At 69.9% G+C, this 16,072-nt stretch carries 16 protein-coding genes; all 16 read left to right on the plus strand.

Annotated elements, in window-relative coordinates:
* Positions 1-98 precede the first annotated feature (98 nt).
* The 16 genes from QNI14_RS11470 to der all read left to right on the plus strand — a co-directional run bounded on the left by QNI14_RS11470 (position 99) and on the right by der (position 16,021).
* A complete protein-coding gene (locus tag QNI14_RS11470; RefSeq protein WP_283716754.1) occupies positions 99-1,550 on the plus strand; it encodes a primosomal protein in 1,452 nt (483 codons plus the stop codon).
* Positions 1,550-2,581 (plus strand): HAD-IIA family hydrolase, encoded by a 1,032-nt coding sequence (locus QNI14_RS11475; protein ID WP_283716755.1) that lies wholly within the window; start codon positions 1,550-1,552, stop codon positions 2,579-2,581. Before QNI14_RS11470 ends, QNI14_RS11475 begins: the two co-directional genes overlap by 1 nt.
* A gap of 41 nt (positions 2,582-2,622) precedes the next feature.
* Positions 2,623-2,787: a hypothetical protein gene (locus QNI14_RS11480; RefSeq protein WP_283717133.1), complete on the plus strand. Its 165-nt coding sequence runs from the start codon at positions 2,623-2,625 to the stop codon at positions 2,785-2,787.
* The gene (locus QNI14_RS11485; protein WP_283716757.1) at positions 2,784-3,590 is read left to right on the plus strand and encodes a TlyA family RNA methyltransferase; all 807 of its coding nucleotides are present in this window, start codon (positions 2,784-2,786) and stop codon (positions 3,588-3,590) included. The genes QNI14_RS11480 and QNI14_RS11485 overlap by 4 nt, the downstream gene beginning before the upstream one ends.
* Positions 3,587-4,504, plus strand: coding sequence for an NAD kinase (locus QNI14_RS11490; RefSeq protein WP_283716759.1), 918 nt, complete (start codon positions 3,587-3,589; stop codon positions 4,502-4,504). The genes QNI14_RS11485 and QNI14_RS11490 overlap by 4 nt, the downstream gene beginning before the upstream one ends.
* Positions 4,501-6,195 (plus strand): DNA repair protein RecN, encoded by a 1,695-nt coding sequence (recN, locus tag QNI14_RS11495; RefSeq protein ID WP_283716760.1) that lies wholly within the window; start codon positions 4,501-4,503, stop codon positions 6,193-6,195. The genes QNI14_RS11490 and recN overlap by 4 nt, the downstream gene beginning before the upstream one ends.
* A gap of 74 nt (positions 6,196-6,269) precedes the next feature.
* Positions 6,270-7,964: a CTP synthase gene (gene pyrG, locus QNI14_RS11500; RefSeq protein ID WP_283716761.1), complete on the plus strand. Its 1,695-nt coding sequence runs from the start codon at positions 6,270-6,272 to the stop codon at positions 7,962-7,964.
* Between the two features lie 6 nt (positions 7,965-7,970).
* Positions 7,971-8,612, plus strand: a complete 642-nt coding sequence (locus QNI14_RS11505) for an NUDIX domain-containing protein (protein ID WP_283716764.1) — start codon at positions 7,971-7,973, stop codon at positions 8,610-8,612.
* Complete coding sequence (gene xerD / locus QNI14_RS11510) at positions 8,609-9,532, plus strand: site-specific tyrosine recombinase XerD (RefSeq protein WP_283716765.1); 924 nt, start codon at positions 8,609-8,611, stop codon at positions 9,530-9,532. Before QNI14_RS11505 ends, xerD begins: the two co-directional genes overlap by 4 nt.
* A 99-nt stretch (positions 9,533-9,631) precedes the next feature.
* Positions 9,632-10,522: a ParA family protein gene (locus tag QNI14_RS11515; RefSeq protein WP_283716766.1), complete on the plus strand. Its 891-nt coding sequence runs from the start codon at positions 9,632-9,634 to the stop codon at positions 10,520-10,522.
* The gene (locus tag QNI14_RS11520; protein ID WP_430539277.1) at positions 10,506-11,351 is read left to right on the plus strand and encodes a segregation and condensation protein A; all 846 of its coding nucleotides are present in this window, start codon (positions 10,506-10,508) and stop codon (positions 11,349-11,351) included. The genes QNI14_RS11515 and QNI14_RS11520 overlap by 17 nt, the downstream gene beginning before the upstream one ends.
* Positions 11,341-11,943, plus strand: coding sequence for an SMC-Scp complex subunit ScpB (gene scpB, locus QNI14_RS11525; protein WP_283716767.1), 603 nt, complete (start codon positions 11,341-11,343; stop codon positions 11,941-11,943). Before QNI14_RS11520 ends, scpB begins: the two co-directional genes overlap by 11 nt.
* A complete protein-coding gene (locus tag QNI14_RS11530) occupies positions 11,940-12,713 on the plus strand; it encodes a pseudouridine synthase (protein ID WP_283716768.1) in 774 nt (257 codons plus the stop codon). The genes scpB and QNI14_RS11530 overlap by 4 nt, the downstream gene beginning before the upstream one ends.
* Positions 12,710-13,825, plus strand: a complete 1,116-nt coding sequence (locus QNI14_RS11535) for a prephenate dehydrogenase (protein WP_283716769.1) — start codon at positions 12,710-12,712, stop codon at positions 13,823-13,825. The genes QNI14_RS11530 and QNI14_RS11535 overlap by 4 nt, the downstream gene beginning before the upstream one ends.
* Positions 13,818-14,495 carry a (d)CMP kinase gene (gene cmk / locus QNI14_RS11540; protein ID WP_283716770.1) on the plus strand — a complete coding sequence of 226 codons (678 nt, stop codon included), beginning with the start codon at positions 13,818-13,820 and terminating at the stop codon, positions 14,493-14,495. Before QNI14_RS11535 ends, cmk begins: the two co-directional genes overlap by 8 nt.
* Complete coding sequence (gene der, locus QNI14_RS11545) at positions 14,492-16,021, plus strand: ribosome biogenesis GTPase Der (protein ID WP_283716771.1); 1,530 nt, start codon at positions 14,492-14,494, stop codon at positions 16,019-16,021. The genes cmk and der overlap by 4 nt, the downstream gene beginning before the upstream one ends.
* Positions 16,022-16,072 lie beyond the last annotated feature (51 nt).

The following is a 16,072-nucleotide window of genomic DNA, read 5'->3' on the forward strand; positions in this document are numbered from 1 at the left end:
CCTGTGGGAGAGTAGGACACCGCCGGACTTCTTTCAGGAAATGGCCACCCAACGCAGGGTGGCCATTTCCAGTTAACAACCGAGGAGAAGAGGACGAGATGACTGACGACGAGCAGCCGCGTAACGACGGCAAGAAGCGTACGTTCAAGCCGTCTTCCTCGAGCTCCCGCTCCGACCGTCCGCGCACTCCGCGGCGCGACGGCGATGCTCGTCCCTACGCGAAGCGCGACGGCGATGCTCGTCCCTACACGAAGCGCGACGGGGAGGCCCGCCCGTACGCGAAGCGCGATGGTAATCGCCGTCCCTACGAGAAGCGTGATGGCGAGCGTCGCCCGTTCGAGAAGCGCGACGGGGAGCGTCGTCCCTTCGAGAAGCGCGACGGTGACGCGCGTCCGTACGCGAAGCGCGACGGTGAGAAGCGTCCTTACGCGAAGCGTGATGGCGAGCGTCGTCCGTTTGAGAAGCGTGACGGTGACAAGCGTCCGTACGCGAAGCGCGATGGCGACGCCCGTCCGTACGCGAAGCGTGATGGCGAGCGTCGTCCGTTCGTGAAGCGTGATGGCGAGCGTCGTCCGTTCGAGAAGCGCGACGGGGAACGTCGTCCGTTCGAGAAGCGCGACGGGGAACGTCGTCCGTTCGAGAAGCGGGATGGTGACCGTCCGTTCCGGGGCGATCGCGGTGACCGTCCGTTCCGGGGCGATCGCGGTGACCGTCCGAATCGACGTCCCGACTTCGGTGGCGAGCGTCGCGCGTCGCGACCTCCGCAGGGCTCGGACCGTCGCGAGGCGGCATCCGGTCCCGTCGTCCCTGACGAGATCACGGCACGCGACCTCAACGGTGCTGCGCGCAACGAACTCAAGACCCTGAGTAAGGACAATGCCGAGCAGGTGGCACGCCACCTCGCGATGGCGGCCAACCTCATCGAGGAGGACCCGGCGCTCGCGCACCAGCACGCTCTCGCGGCGTCGCGCAGCGCCGGCCGCATCGCCGTCGTGCGCGAGACTGTCGCGATCACGGCGTATGCGACAGGTGACTTCGCGCTTGCGCTCCGCGAACTTCGTACCTATCGACGGATTTCGGGGAAGGACGACCAGATCGCCCTCATGGTCGACAGCGAACGAGGCGTCGGTCGTCCCGACCGAGCGCTCGAGGTCGGTCGCGCCGTCGAGCGCGCGTCGCTTCCCGTCGACGTTCGCGTCGAGCTCGCCATCGCCATGTCGGGCGCCCGTCTCGACCTCGGCGAGGCCGACCGCGCGTTGCAGGAACTCGACATCCCCGAGCTCGACCCCGACCGCGCGTTCTCGTGGAGCCCCGCCCTCTTCGCCGCGCGTGCCGCGGTGCTCGAGGAGCTCGGCCGCGCCGACGAGGCATCCGAGTGGCAGCGTCGCGCCGACATCGCCGCTGAGGCGCTCGGTGACGAAGACGCCGACAGCGAGACCGTGTTCGTCGACGAGATCGAGGAGCTCGAGCTCATCGACGACGAGGCGTCCGAAGACGAGCCTTCCGAGGTCGAGGCGTCGGACGACGAGAGCGCGTCGGACCGCGACTGATGGGGCTGTTCTCACGCGCGACCCCGACGCCGCTGCACGACGTCGACCTGGTCCTCGCCGATCTCGACGGCGTCGTCTACGCAGGGTCCGGTGCGATCCCGCACGCCGTCGACAGCCTCACGCGTGCGGCATCCGATCGACGGCTCGCCTACATCACCAACAACGCCTCACGACGCGACAGCGTCGTTGCCGGCCACCTCTCGGATCTCGGCCTGCCGACGCAGCCCGACGAGGTCGTGACCAGTCCGCAGGCGGCGATGCGCCTGCTGCGAGACCGTGTGCCCGCCGGGTCGAAGGTGCTCGTCGTCGGTGGCGACGGACTCGTCTACGAACTTGAGAAAGCCGGTTTCGTCGCCACACGCAGCGCCGACGATGCGCCCGCCGCAGTCGTCCAAGGCTTCGCGCCCGAGGTCGGCTGGACGCAGCTCGCCGAGGCGGCATACGCGCTCGCGACGCCGGAGGACAAGGGCGGCATTCCGTGGATCGCCACGAACACCGACTGGACGATCCCGCAGGGGCGAGGCATCGCGCCCGGCAACGGCACGCTCGTCTCCGCGGTGCACACCGCCGTCGGGCGCCTCGCGACCGTGGCGGGCAAGCCAGAACGCCCGATCTTCGATGAGGCCGTCGCGCGGTTCGGAGCGAAGCATCCGCTCTTCATCGGCGACCGCCTCGACACCGACATCGCCGGCGCACAGTCGGCGGGCATCGCGTCCGCTCTCGTGCTGACCGGCATCGATCGGCCCAAGCACGTCCTCGCGGCGCCGAAGAACTCCCACCCGACGTTCATCCTCGGCGACCTGCGCGAGCTCCACGAGCCGTATCCCGCGACCACGGTGCGCGGCGACATCACGACCGTGGGTGGTGCATCGGTGCAGATCGACGGCGTCGACGTCCGGATCGTCGCGGAAGGCGATCGACCGATCGACCTCGTCCGTGCCGGTGCAGCCGCGATCTGGGGGACCGGGCGGGCGATCTACGGATTCCGCGTTCCGGAGCGGCTCTACGCCGACCCGTTCCATCGGCCCTGACCTCCGCAGCCAGCGCCGCTCGCGGGCGTATCGTTGTGGACATGTCGATGGATGCCGCTGACGCCGACGATCGCCGCGAAGACCTCGTCTCGACGCTCGACGTCATCGAGGATCAGCCGCTGAGCGAGCGTGCCGCCGCGTACGCACGCCTGCACGACGACCTCGCGCGTCGGCTCGACTCCGGCCCCCGCGACCGGCTCGCATGACGTCCCGGCTCGACGCGGCGGTCGCCGCGCGCGGGCTCGCGCGCTCTCGCACCCACGCTGCCCAGTTGATCGAGGCGGGACTCGTCAGCGTTGCCGGCCGTCCCGTCGTCAAGCCCTCCGCGAAGGTGGGGGACGACGATGCGATCACCGTCGCGGCATCCGACCACTACGTCAGCCGCGCGGCCCACAAGCTCATCGCCGGACTCGACGCGTTCGACGTCCCCGTCGAGGGACGGATCGCGCTCGACATGGGCGCGTCGACCGGCGGGTTCACGCAGGTCCTCCGTGAGCGCGGCGCCGATCCGGTCATCGCGGTCGACGTCGGTCACGGTCAGCTCAGCGCGGAGATCGGGGCCGACGCCGGCGTCATCTCGGTCGAGGGGTTCAACGTCCGACACATGACGCCCGCGTCGCTCGCCGAGGCGAGCGGGGTGGAAGCGGCGCCGGGTCTCGTGACCGGTGACCTGTCGTTCATCTCGCTGGCGCACGTGCTGCCGGCTGCGGCATCCGTCTGCGCACCCGATACCGACCTCGTGCTCCTGATCAAGCCGCAGTTCGAGGTCGGTCGTACCGGCGTGCGGGAAGGATTGGTCACGGATGCCGGAAAGCGGGCGGATGCCGTGGCGGGCGTGCTGTGGGCGGCATGGGACGCCGGACTCGGGACGCGGGGCGTCGTCTCCTCGCCGATCGCCGGGACGCACGGGAACCGCGAGTTCGTGGCGCATTTCACGCTCGGAGCGACCGACGAGACGAATCCGACACAATGGTTGGACACTGTGAACCGACTGGCGGGAGCCGCATGACCGACGCGACGCGCAGCATCCTCGTGGTTGCGCACGCGCACCGCGAGCACACGGTCGCAGGTGCCCGGCGCGTGATCGCGGCCGTGCAGGCGGCCGGGGCGCAGGCGGTGCTCCCGGGCGACGATCCCGATCTCGTCGCCGTCGTCGCCGACATCGACACCGTCGTGCTCGGTGAGGCCGTCGACGTGGCCGACCTGGAGGTCGCCATCGTCCTCGGCGGTGACGGGACGATCCTGCGCGCGGCAGAACTGGTTCGGAGTGCATCGGTCCCGATCCTCGGGATCAACATGGGGCACGTCGGCTTCCTCGCCGAGCTCGAAGCCGACGACATCGACGAAGCGATCGGTCGAGTCATCGCTCGCGACTATGAGATCCACGAGCGGATGGCACTCGCGGTGCAGGTGCGCGATGCGGACGGCGCTGTCGTCTACGAGACGTGGGCACTCAACGAGGCCACCGTCGAGAAGGCGGCGCGGGAGCGCATGCTCGAGCTCATGATCGAGATCGACGGGCGTCCGCTGTCGAGCTTCGGCTGCGACGGTGTGGTCGTCGCGACGCCGACCGGGTCGACCGCGTACAACTTCTCCGCCGGCGGACCCGTCGTCTGGCCGTCTGTCGAAGCGATCAGCGTCGTTCCGCTGTCGGCGCACGCACTGTTCGCCCGGCCGCTCGTTCTGGGCCCCGATACCTGGGTGCGTCTCGACGTGCTGCGCCGTAACCAGGGCACCGGCGTGCTCTGGTGCGACGGTCGGCGGTCGCACGACCTGCCGCCCGGTGCGTCGGTCGTGGTCCGCAAGTCGTCGCGGCCCGTGCGCCTCGCGCGACTGCACCCGTCGGTGTTCACCGATCGGCTCGTGCGCAAGTTCCAGCTGCCGGTCGCCGGCTGGCGCGGTGACCCGAAGGCGGCCTCGTGATCGAACAGATCCGTCTGCGCGACCTCGGTGTGATCGCGAGCGCGACCCTGCCCATCGGCAAGGGCTTTACGGCGATCACCGGTGAGACCGGCGCCGGCAAGACGATGGTCGTCACCGGCCTCGGCCTGCTGCTCGGTCAGCGCGCCGACTCGGGTGCCGTTCGCTCGGGCGCCGAGCAGGCGTCGGTCGACGGCGTCTGGATCGTCCCCGAGACGGGTGACGTCGCCGAGCGCGTCCGCGACGCCGGTGGCGACATCGAACCCGTCGGTGGCGGCGACGCCGAGCTGTACCTCGGTCGGACACTCAGCAGCGAGGGCCGGAGCCGAGCGACCGTCGGCGGGCGGACGGCTCCGGCCGGCGTCCTCGCCGATCTTGCCGACCACCTCGTTGTGGTCCACGGCCAGTCCGACCAGCTCCGGCTCAAGTCTGCGGCCGCCCAGCGCGATGCCCTCGATCGCTTTGGGGGATCGGCCGTCAGCGGTCCGCTCGCGGAGTACCGCACCGTGTACGAGGCTTGGCGGGCGGCGGCATCCGAGCTGGAGACGTTGACGACCGAGCAGGAGACGCGCGCCCGCGAGGCCGCGGAGCTGCGGGCCGCGATCGCGACGATCGAAGCCGTCGACCCCGCCCCGGACGAGGACGTCGAGCTCGCACAGCGGGCCGAGCGGCTCGCCAATGCGGAGGAACTGCGCCGTGCGGCGGTCACCGCCCACGCCGCACTGTCGAGCGACGACGACCAGCCCGACGCGCAGCTGCTGCTCGGTGAGGCGCGTCGGGAACTCGAACGCGCGGCGTCGAGCGATGAGACGCTGCGCGCACACGCCGCGACACTCGAGGAACTCGGCTACCGCGTCGCCGACGTGGCCGCCGAGCTGAGCAGCTACCTCGCAGACCTCGACGAGACCGGCCCGCACGAACTCGTGCTGGTCGAAGAGCGACGAGCCGCGATCGGCGACCTCGTCCGGACCCACGGCAGTCTCGCCGAGGCGCTGACCGTGCTGTCGACGGGCTCGGCCCGACTCGTGGAGCTCGACGACGACTCCGACCGGATCGAGCGGCTCACGGCGGAGCAGGAGCGGCTTCGCGCGGACCTCGACGCCGCAGCCGCTGCGCTCACCGACGCTCGTCGTGCGGCCGCCGAGCGGCTCGGAGCCGCTGTCACGGACGAGCTCCGGCACCTCGCGCTCCCGGACGCGACGCTCGTCGTCTCGGTCGACGACGCGCCCGAGACGACGACGGGGCGCGACGACGTCACGATCATGCTCGCTCCCCATCCCGGTGCGACGCCGCGCCCGGTCGCGCGAGGCGCATCGGGCGGTGAGCTGAGCCGCGTCATGCTCGCGATCGAAGTCGTCATCGCCGCGACCGACCCGGTTCCGACCTTCGTATTCGACGAAGTGGATGCCGGGATCGGCGGCGCCGCTGCGATCGAGGTCGGTCGGCGTCTCGCGAAACTCGCCGAGAACAGCCAGGTGATCGCGGTCACCCATCTCGCGCAGGTCGCCGCGTTCGCGAACAACCACCTGACCGTCGTGAAAGCGAATGACGGGTCGGTCACCGCGTCGAGTGTGCGAGCGCTCAGCGGTGACGAGCGCGCCGCTGAGATGGCGAGACTGCTGTCGGGGATGACGGATTCCTCGGTCGCGCTCGACCATGCTCGCGAGCTGCTGGCGCTCGGCGCGGAATCCTGACCGAAGGTCGATCGGGCGACACCCGGCATCCGTTCGGGGCCACCTCGGACTGACGGCTGATAAAGTGAAAGCCCGTGACGGACACTTCGGGCGCGGGACGCAAAAACGACATCACCAAGCACATCTTCGTGACGGGTGGTGTCGTTTCGTCGCTCGGGAAGGGCCTGACGGCCGCCAGCCTCGGCAACCTCCTGACCGCCCGCGGCCTCCGCGTGGTCATGCAGAAGCTCGACCCGTACCTGAACGTCGACCCCGGAACGATGAACCCGTTCCAGCACGGTGAGGTCTTCGTCACCGACGACGGCGCCGAGACCGACCTCGACATCGGTCACTACGAGCGCTTCCTCGACGTCGAGCTCAGCCAGGCGGCGAACGTCACGACCGGCCAGATCTACTCGCAGGTCATCGCCAAGGAACGGCGTGGCGAGTACCTCGGCGACACCGTCCAGGTGATCCCGCATATCACCGACGAGATCAAGCGCCGCATGCGCCTGCAGGCGACTGAGGAGCCCCGGCCCGACGTCATCATCACCGAGGTCGGCGGCACCGTGGGCGACATCGAGTCGCAGCCGTTCATCGAGTCGGCTCGGCAGATCCGCCACGAACTCGGTCGCGGCAACGTCTTCTTCGTCCACGTCTCGCTCGTGCCGTTCATGGGCGCCTCCGGCGAGCAGAAGACCAAGCCGACCCAGCACTCCGTGCAGGCGCTGCGCCAGATCGGTATCCAGCCGGACGCACTGGTCCTTCGCAGCGACCGACCCGTCACCGACGCCAACAAGCGCAAGATCGCGCTCATGTGCGACGTCGACGAGGACGCTGTCGTGAACGCCGTCGACGTGCCGTCGATCTACGACATCCCGACGATGCTGAACGAGCAGGGCCTCGACGACTACATCGTCCGCGCCCTGGGCCTCGGCAAGGCGGCCGACGTGGATTGGACGCGGTGGAACACGGTCCTCAACGCCGTCCACAACCCCAAGCACGAGGTCACGATCGGTCTTGTCGGCAAGTACATCGACCTGCCCGATGCATACCTCTCGGTCACCGAAGCGCTCAAGGCCGGGGGGTTCGCGCAGGAGACGAAGGTCCAGATCACGTGGATCCCGTCCGATCTGTGCGAGACGCCCGAGGGCGCCGCGAAGGCGCTGTCCGCAGTCGACGGCATCGTCGTTCCCGGCGGATTCGGCATCCGCGGCATCGAGGGCAAGCTCGGCGCGCTGAAGTTCGCCCGCGAACAGGGGCTGCCGACGCTCGGCATCTGCCTCGGCCTGCAGTGCATGGTCATCGAGTACGCCCGCCACGTCGCTGGCATCGAGGGTGCATCCTCGAGCGAGTTCGACCCGGAGACCCCGCACCCGGTCATCGCCACGATGGCCGAGCAGGTCGACATCCTCGACCGCGGTGACCTGGGCGGAACGATGCGCCTCGGCCTCTACGAGGCGGAGCTCGCCGAGGGTTCGGTCGCGGCTGAGGTCTACGGCTCGAACCGCGCCACCGAGCGGCACCGTCACCGGTACGAGGTCAACAATGCGTATCGCGCGCAGATCGCCGACGCGGGTCTCGTGTTCTCGGGCCTGAACCCCGAGCTCGATCTGGTCGAGTACGTCGAGCTGCCCCGTGAGGTGCACCCGTACTACATCGCGACGCAGGCGCACCCAGAGCTGCGTTCGCGCCCGACCGAGGCGAACCCGCTGTTCCGTGGCCTCATCGCCGCGGCGCTCGTCCGACACCGGTCGAGCGAGCTGTTCGACGACGAGAACGAGGGCTGAACCCCGATGGCCGCGAGCGACCTGCGTGACGAGCCGGTTCTGGTCGACGTCACCGATTCGACCACCGTGTACGGGGGGCGGGTCTGGAACATCAGACGCGACGCTTTCACGTACGGCGGCGGGTCCATCGTCCGTGAGTATGTCGATCACACCGGTGCGGTGGCGATCTTCGCCCTCGACGAGCAGGATCGTGCGCTGCTGATCCAGCAGTACCGGCATCCGGTGCGAGTGCGTGACTGGGAGATCCCGGCGGGCCTCCTCGACATCCCAGGGGAGGACCCGCTCGAGGCCGCGAAGCGCGAGCTCGCAGAGGAAGCCGACCTCACCGCCACCGAGTGGCACGTGCTGTCCGACTTCTTCACGAGCCCCGGCGGCAGTGACGAGGCGATCCGCATCTATCTCGCCCGTGGGCTCGCGCCGGCCGCCGAGACGTTCGAGCGGACTGAGGAAGAAGCCGACATCGAGGTGCGGTGGGTCCCGCTCGACGAACTCGTCGACGCGGTGCTCGCGCGACAGGTGCAGAACCCCTCGCTCGTGATCGCCGCGCTCGCCGCCGATGCCGCGCGAAGCCGCGACTGGTCCACGCTGGGCGAAGCGGATGCCGCCTGGCCAGGCCGTTCGCGTCCGGTGGGTGCACCGGCCGAGTGAACCTCGAGCGTGCCGTCGACGCGTTCCTGCGTCACATTACGATCGAGCGCGGCCTCTCGGGTCACACCGTCCAGGCGTACCGCCGCGACCTCGCGGGATACCGGGCGTGGCTCGAGGAGCGTGGCATCCAGGACACGTCCGACGTCACGACGCAACTCGTCGCCGACTTCGCCGCGGCCCGGGCAATGGCCGAACCACCACCCGCGGCAACGTCGCTCGCGCGCCTGCAATCCTCGGTGCGCAGTCTGCACCGGTTCCTCGCTCGAGAGGGCATCGCCGACACCGATCCGACGGGTCGCCTGCGCCCGCCGAAGGCGCCGATGCGGCTGCCCAAGGCGCTGTCGATCGACGACGTCTCCCGCCTGCTCGACGGTGCCGGTCCGTTGCCTGCGGATGCCGCGCCCGGGGACCTCGTCGGTGTGCGCGATCGGGCGCTGCTCGAGCTCCTCTACGCGACCGGGGCGCGGGTGAGCGAAATCGTCGAGCTCGACGTCGATGACCTCGGCCATGGCGAGGTGTTGCGCGTGCGCGGCAAGGGGTCGAAGGAGCGCATCGTTCCGGTCGGGTCGTACGCGCGTGCCGCCGTGGACGCCTACCTGACGCGGGTCCGCCCGGAGCTCTCGAGGCGCGGACGCGCCACGCCGCGAGCGTTTCTCGGTGCACGTGGCGCGCCGCTCTCGCGGCAGAGCGTGTGGCTCGTGATCCAGCAGGCCGCCGAGCGCGCCGGCCTCACGTCGCACGTTTCGCCGCACACGCTGCGCCACTCGTTCGCGACGCATCTGCTCCAGGGTGGCGCGGACGTCCGCGTCGTGCAGGAGTTGCTCGGGCACGCATCGGTCGCCACGACGCAGATCTACACGCACGTGACCGTCGATGCGCTCCGCGATGTCTATCTCACGTCGCACCCGCGAGCGCGCTGACGAGAGACCCATCCGTTCGAGCGACGCGCTCGCCGCGCCTCCCGTCCCGACGACGCCGCGTGATTAGACTCGGGTGAGCACGGCGAAGGCAGGAGATCAGTGGCGAGCAAGCGGAGCACGGCGGAGGCCGCGGGAACGACGTCGAAGGACGCGCCGCTCGGCCCGACCGGTCGTCCCTATCACGGCTTCGCGACCCCGCCGAAGCTCGACGGGCACGGTCCCGCGCGCATCATCTCGCTCTGCAACCAGAAGGGCGGCGTCGGAAAGACGACGACCACCATCAACCTGGCTGCGGGCCTTGCGTCGTACGGTCGTCGCGTGCTCGCGGTCGACTTCGACCCGCAGGGTGCGCTGTCTGCCGGTCTCGGCATCCAGACGCACGACGGCCCGACGATCTACGACCTGCTGCTCGACCCGAAGCGCGACCCGCACGAGGTCATCGTGTCGTCCGCGGTCGAGGGGCTCGACGTCATCCCGGCGAACATCGACCTGTCGGCCGCCGAGGTCCACCTCGTCAACGAGGTGGCCCGCGAGACGATCCTCGCGCGCGTGCTGCGGAAGGTCGCGGGCGAGTACGACGTCATCCTCGTCGACTGCCAGCCCTCGCTGGGCCTGCTCACCGTGAACGCTCTGACCGCGAGTCACGGCGTGCTGATCCCGCTCGAGTGCGAGTTCTTCGCGCTCCGTGGCGTCGCCCTCCTCATCGAGACCATCGACAAGGTGCGCGATCGCCTCAATCCGTCGATCACCCTCGACGGTGTGCTCGCCACGATGTACGACCCGCGCACGCTCCACTCGCGCGAGGTGCTGGAGCGCGTCGTCGACGCGTTCGGCGACGACGTGCTCGAGACCGTGATCGGTCGAACGGTCAAGTTCCCGGATGCCTCGGTCGCAGGCGTCCCCATCACGAAGTTCGCGCCGGAGCACTCGGCCGCGCAGGCGTACCTGCGCCTCGCGCGGGAGCTGGTGTCCCGTGGCGCCGTCGCCTGAGCCCGAGGAGCACCTCGGCGCGCCGGCGGTCGGCGATGCGGCATCCGGTGACGGGTTCCGGGTCTCGCTGAGCAACTTCGACGGCCCGTTCGACCTGCTGCTCACCCTCATCTCGAAGCACGAGATGGACATCACCGAGGTGTCGCTCAGCCGGGTCACCGACGAGTTCCTGTCGTATCTGCGGGGTCTTGAAGACGATGCCGAGCTCGACCAGGCGTCGGAGTTCCTCGTCGTCGCGGCGACGCTCCTCGACATGAAGGTCGCCGGGCTCTTGCCGCAGGGCGAGCTCGTCGACGCCGAGTCGGTCGCACTCCTCGAAGCGCGCGACCTGCTCTTCGCCCGGCTCCTGCAGTACCGCGCCTTCAAAGAGGTCTCGGCATGGTTCTCGCGGTGCCTCGAGCGGGAGGCCAAACGGCACGTCCGTGCCGTCCGCCTCGACGAGAAGCACCGCCGGGCCGTCCCGGAACTGGTCTGGACCCTCTCGCCCGACGACTTCGCAGCCATAGCGATGCTCGCGTTCGCGCCGAAGGAGATCCCGCACGTCGGCCTCGACCACCTGCATGCGCCGCTCGTCTCGATCCGAGAGCAGGCTGCGATCGTGGTCACGCTGCTCCGGGATGCCGGGCAGCTGAACTTCCGCGAGCTCGTCGCGGGCGTCGACCAGGCCGGCATCGTCGTCGCCCGATTCATCGCCGTGCTCGAGCTCTACCGCCACGCCGCCCTCTCGTTCGAGCAGCTCGAACCGCTGGGGGAGCTCACGCTCCGGTGGACCGCCGAACGCTGGTCGACCGAGAACCTCGCCACGTTGGGAGCCGACTATGACCGATGACGCCGCACTCGAGCCGCCGCAGCGCTCGCAGGACCCCGCCGATATCGCCGAGCGGGTCGAAGCGATCCTGCTCATCGTCGACGAGCCGCAGAGCCTCGTTGCGCTCGCCGCCGCCGTCGGCTCGCCCGTGCCCGCTGTCAGGAAGGCCGTCGAGACGATCGTCGCGGACTACGACGGCGAGGGCGGCTCTCGCCGCCGCGGCTTCGAGCTGCGCGAGGTCGGTGGGGGCTGGCGCTTCTACGTCCGCGAGGAGCACGACGAGCTCGTCGCGGAGTTCGTGAACGGGCAGGCGCCGTCGCGGCTGTCGCAGGCGGCGCTCGAGACGCTCGCCGTCATCGCGTACAAGCAGCCGGTGTCGCGCAGCCAGGTGGCATCCATCCGCGCAGTGAACGTCGACTCCGTCGTCCGTACGCTGCTCGCGCGCGGCCTCATCACCGAGGCATTCACCGACCCCGAGACCGGGGCGATCAACTACCGGACCACCGACGCACTACTCGGCCACCTCGGGATCAACTCGCTCGACGAGCTGCCCCCGATCTCGCCGCTGCTGGACGACGGCTCGGCCGGATTCGAGGGAGAGGTGCTCCGATGACCGAGCCCGAAGGTGTCCGTCTGCAGAAGGTGCTCGCGAATGCGGGCGTCGCGTCCCGCCGCGTGTGCGAGGAGTACATCGTCCAGGGTCGCGTACGTGTCAACGGCCGAGTGGTCACCGAGCTCGGTTCGCGCATCGACCCCGAGACGGATCTCGTCGACGTCGACGGCACCGCGATCCAGCTCGACACGAGCAAGCGTTACGTCGTGCTCAACAAACCGACCGGTGTCGTCTCGACGATGAAGGACGAGCAGGGCCGCCCCGATCTCCGCCGCTTCACGAAGGACTGGCCCGAGCGGCTCTACAACGTGGGGCGATTGGATGCCGAGACGAGTGGCCTCCTCATCCTCACGAATGACGGCGACCTCGCGCACGTGCTCGCGCACCCGTCGTTCGGGGTGACGAAGGTCTACATCGCGAAGGTCGAGGGGCGCGTCACGCCGCAGACCATCGCGACCCTCACCCGCGGCGTCGATCTGGAGGACGGGCCGATCGTCGCGGACAAGGCCCGCCTGCTCGACTCGAGCGGCGACTCGAGCCTCGTCGAGCTGACCCTGCACTCCGGTCGCAACCGCATCGTGCGCCGCATGATGGCGGCCGTCGGCCACCCCGTGATCGACCTGGTCCGGCGGCAGTTCGGGCCGCTCCACCTGGGGACGCTCTCAGCGGGCAAGGCTCGCGAGTTGACTACAGTGGAACGCGGCGCCCTGCTGACCTTGGCGCGCCAGGCGGACACCCCGCCCGGGGATCCCACGCAGGAGCAGCCTTGACCGAGCCCACTGACGCGCGCGCCCGCGCCGTCCGCACCAGCGGCACCGTCCGCATCGTCGGTGCGGGACTGCTGGGCTCGAGCATCGGCCACGCGCTCACCGCTCTCGGCGTGGACGTCGTCCTCGACGACGCCTCGCCCGCCCAGCTGCGTCTCGCCGTCGACTACGGCGCCGGCCGTGTCGCCGCGCCCGATGACGCCCCCGGCCTCGTCGTGGTGGCCGTACCGCCGGACGTGACCGCGGACGTGATCGAACGCGAGCTCGCCGCGCACCCGGAAGCCGTCGTCACCGACGTCGCGAGCGTGAAGCTTGAGCCACTGCAGGCGCTGCGTGCACGCGGGGTCGACCTCACCCGCTACATCGGCTCGCACCCGATGGCCGGCCGTGAGCGCGGCGGGGCCATCGCGGCGCGCGCGGACATCTTCATCGGCCGCCCCTGGGTCATCTGCCGTGACGAAGAGACCTCCGCCCGCGACCTCGCCGTCGTCGAAGGGCTCGCGCTCGACCTCGGCGCCATGCTCTTCGAGATGCGTCCCGCCGAGCACGACCGCTCCGTCGCGCTCGTCTCTCACGTCCCGCAGCTCGTCGCCTCGCTGCTCGCCGGCCGCTTCGTCGACGCCCCCGAGACGTCGCTCCAGCTCGCGGGTCAAGGCGTGCGCGACACGACGCGTATTGCGGCATCCGCTCCGGAACTCTGGGTGCAGATCCTCGGGGCGAACGCGGAGCCCGTCGTCGACGTGCTCGACGCGCTCGCCGACGACCTGCGCGGCGTCGCCTCGGCGCTGCGCGCGCCCGACAGCCCCGGCTCCCGCCGGGCCGTCGCAGACACCATCCGCCGTGGCAACGAGGGAGTCGAACGACTCCCCGGCAAGCACGGCCAGCACCGCCGCTTCGACACGGTCGTCGTGATCGTCGACGACACCCCCGGACAACTCGGACGCCTCTTCGGCGACCTCGGCGAGCTCGAGGTCAACGTCGAGGACTTCCGTCTCGAGCACTCGCCGGGCGCGCAGTTCGGCCTCGGTGAAATCGCCGTCGTTCCGTCCGCCGTCGCCGTCGCGACCGAAGGACTCACCGCACGCGGCTGGAAGATTGCGAGCCTCAATGACTGACACCGTCACCATCGCCATCGACGGGCCTGCCGGCAGCGGCAAGTCCAGCGTCTCGAAGGCGGCAGCGCGCAGCCTCGGGTACGGCTACCTCGACACCGGGGCCGCGTACCGGGCCCTCGCATGGCACGTGCTCGATCGGGGCGCCGACACCGATGACGAGGCGGCGGTCGTCGCTGCCGCATCCGACTTCGACTACGCCATCTCGCTCAATCCCGACGAGTATTGGGTGCGCGTCGGCGACGTCACCGTCACGGACGCGATTCGCGAACCGCGGGTCAGCGGCGCCGTCAGCGGCGTCGCGCGTGTCCCGGCGGTCCGCGAGCAGGTGAACACGCTCTTCCGACGACTCGTCGCCGAGTCGGGACGCCCCGGCGTCATCGTCGAGGGTCGCGACATCACGACCGTCGTCGCCCCCGACGCACCCGTACGCATCCTGCTGACCGCCGCCCCCGAGGTGCGAGCGGCCCGTCGGAGCGCAGAACTGACCACCGAGGATGCCGCCGCTGTCGCGGCCGCGCTCCACAAGCGCGATGCATCCGACTCGAAGGTCGTCGACTTCCTCACCGCCGCTCCCGGCGTGACCGTGGTGGATTCGACCGACCTCGACTTCACGCAGACCATCGATGCCGTCCTGGACGTCATCCGGTCCGGAACAGGAGGCTCGCGATGAGCGCCGACCAGGAATACGAGTACGAAGCCGGTCCCGACCAGCTCGAAGAGAAGCTCGCGAACCTCGACGAGGAACTCGCCGACCAGCGCGCGGAGGCCCTCCGTGCATCGCTCGCCGATTACGAGCTCGACGACGAAGACGCCGACCTCCTCGCGGGACTCACCGCCGGTGGTGAGGCCGTCGAGATCCTGCCGGCGCTGCCGGTCGTCGCGATCGTCGGTCGCCCGAACGTCGGCAAGTCGGCGCTCGTGAACCGCATCCTCGGACGCCGCGAGGCCGTCGTCGAGGACACCCCCGGTGTCACGCGCGACCGCGTCACCTACAAGGCCGAGTGGCTGGACCGGAAGTTCACCCTCGTCGACACCGGCGGGTGGGAGCCGGACGCCAAGGGCATCGACCGCTCGGTCGCCGCGCAGGCAGAGGTCGCGATCGACCTCTGCGACGTCGTGCTGTTCGTGGTCGACGCGATGGTCGGCGCCACGTCGACCGATGAGGAGGTCGTGCGGCTTCTCCGCAAGGCGAAGAAGCCCGTCTTCCTCATCGCGAACAAGGTCGACGACGCGCGCCAGGAACCCGAAGCCGCGGCACTCTGGAACCTCGGTCTCGGCGAGCCGCACCCGGTGTCAGCGATCCACGGTCGTGGCGTCGCCGACCTCCTCGACGAGGTCATGAAGGTGCTTCCGGAGGTCTCGGCCGTCGCGAAGCACGAGCTCGGCGGTCCCCGCCGTGTCGCGATCCTCGGTCGCCCGAACGTCGGCAAGTCCTCGCTGCTGAACAAGGCCGCGGGGGAGGAGCGGGTCGTCGTCAACGATCTCGCCGGCACCACCCGTGACCCCGTGGACGAGGTCGTGGAGCTCGGCGGCAAGCTGTGGCGACTCGTCGACACGGCCGGCATCCGTCGTCGTGTGCACCTGTCGCAGGGCGCCGACTTCTATGCGTCGCTGCGCACCAGCGCGGCGCTCGAGAAGGCGGAGGTCGCGGTCGTCGTCCTCGACGTGACCGAGTCGATCAGCGTGCAGGACCTCAACATCATCGACCTCGTCCTCGAGTCGGGTCGTGCGCTGATCCTCGCGTTCAACAAGTGGGACCGCCTCAACGACCTCGACATGGACAACGCCGATCGTCGCCGGTATCTCGAGCGCGAGATCGAACAGGACCTCGCGCACGTCACGTGGGCGCCGCGCGTCAACCTGTCGGCGCGCACCGGGCGCCACCTCGACAAGCTCGTGCCGGCGCTCGAGACCGCGCTGGAGTCGTGGGATCAGCGCATCCCGACCGGCAAGTTCAACGCGTTTCTCGCCGAGCTCGTCGCCGAGCACCCGCACCCGGTGCGCGGTGGCAAGCAGCCCCGCATCCTGTTCGGCACGCAGGCGGCGACCCGTCCGCCGACATTCGTGCTGTTCACGACCGGGTTCCTCGACCCGGGCTACCGCCGGTTCATCCAGCGGCGCCTGCGCGAGCTGTTCGGGTTCCAGGGCACGCCGATCGTCACGAACATGCGGGTGCGCGAGAAGCGCCAGCGCTGAGTCGTCGCGTGACGGATGCCGCCTCCCTCAGCGCGACTGCGTGAGAGGCTG

The sequence above is a fragment of the Microbacterium dauci genome (assembly GCF_030065535.1).
In the GTDB taxonomy this organism is placed as follows: domain Bacteria; phylum Actinomycetota; class Actinomycetes; order Actinomycetales; family Microbacteriaceae; genus Microbacterium; species Microbacterium dauci.